General features: G+C 72.9%; 1 protein-coding gene. It reads right to left on the reverse strand.

Annotated elements, in window-relative coordinates:
• Nucleotides 1-529 (reverse strand): MarR family winged helix-turn-helix transcriptional regulator (locus ESO86_RS17960; RefSeq protein WP_129236055.1); only part of this gene is annotated, 529 nt, incomplete at its 3' end.
• Nucleotides 530-765 lie beyond the last annotated feature (236 nt).

Genomic DNA, 765 nt, shown 5'->3' on the forward strand with positions numbered 1-765 from the left:
CGAAGCCGCGGCGGGAGCCGGGCCCGCCTCGACGGCGACGCGGCTCGGGCGTCGACTCGTCCCAGCCGAGCTCGCGGGCGATCGCCTCGAGCGAGGCGGTCATCGTCGCGTACTCCTCCTCGGTGACGCTCGAGCGCACGCGGTCGCGGACGGCCCGCACGCGCTCGGTGAGCGCGTCGAGCACGTCGCGCCCGGTGTCGGTCAGCGTCCAGTCGCCCGGCTCGCCGACGATCCAGCCGCGCTCGACGAGGTCGTCGAGCTTGTGCGGCCGGGCGGCGAGACGTTCGGCGAGGCGCTCGTCGCGGACCTCGCCGGCGACGAGGTTGAGCCGGCGCCAGTCGCGCAGGCTCACGCCCTCGTCGGCGAGGGCGGCATCGACCTCGGCGGCGATGCGCCGCTCGACGACCTTCAGCCAGAAGCCGAGGGGGCGGACGCCGCCGGCCGGCGGCTCGTGCGCGTCGTGCGCGCCGTCCGCCTCGCCGGGCCGGTCGTGGTGGTCGTGGTCTTCGTATCGGTCGTGGGTGTCCATGGGAATCCTCTCGTGGCGACGGTGATGCGTTCACCGGCGGTGCATGTCGCATGACATGAATATGCACTATGACATGCAGTTACTTCGCATGTCAAGTGACATGTAATCTGGACGCATGAGCGAACAGGACGGCGCGAACGGTCGGGGCGACGCGGTCGACCGCATCGAGCAGGCGCTCGCGTCGCTCCGGCGCGGCGGCCGACCGTCGTGGGGCGGCGGTCCGCACGGGCACGGCG

It is taken from the genome of Agromyces binzhouensis (assembly GCF_004135055.1).
Lineage (GTDB): Bacteria > Actinomycetota > Actinomycetes > Actinomycetales > Microbacteriaceae > Agromyces > Agromyces binzhouensis.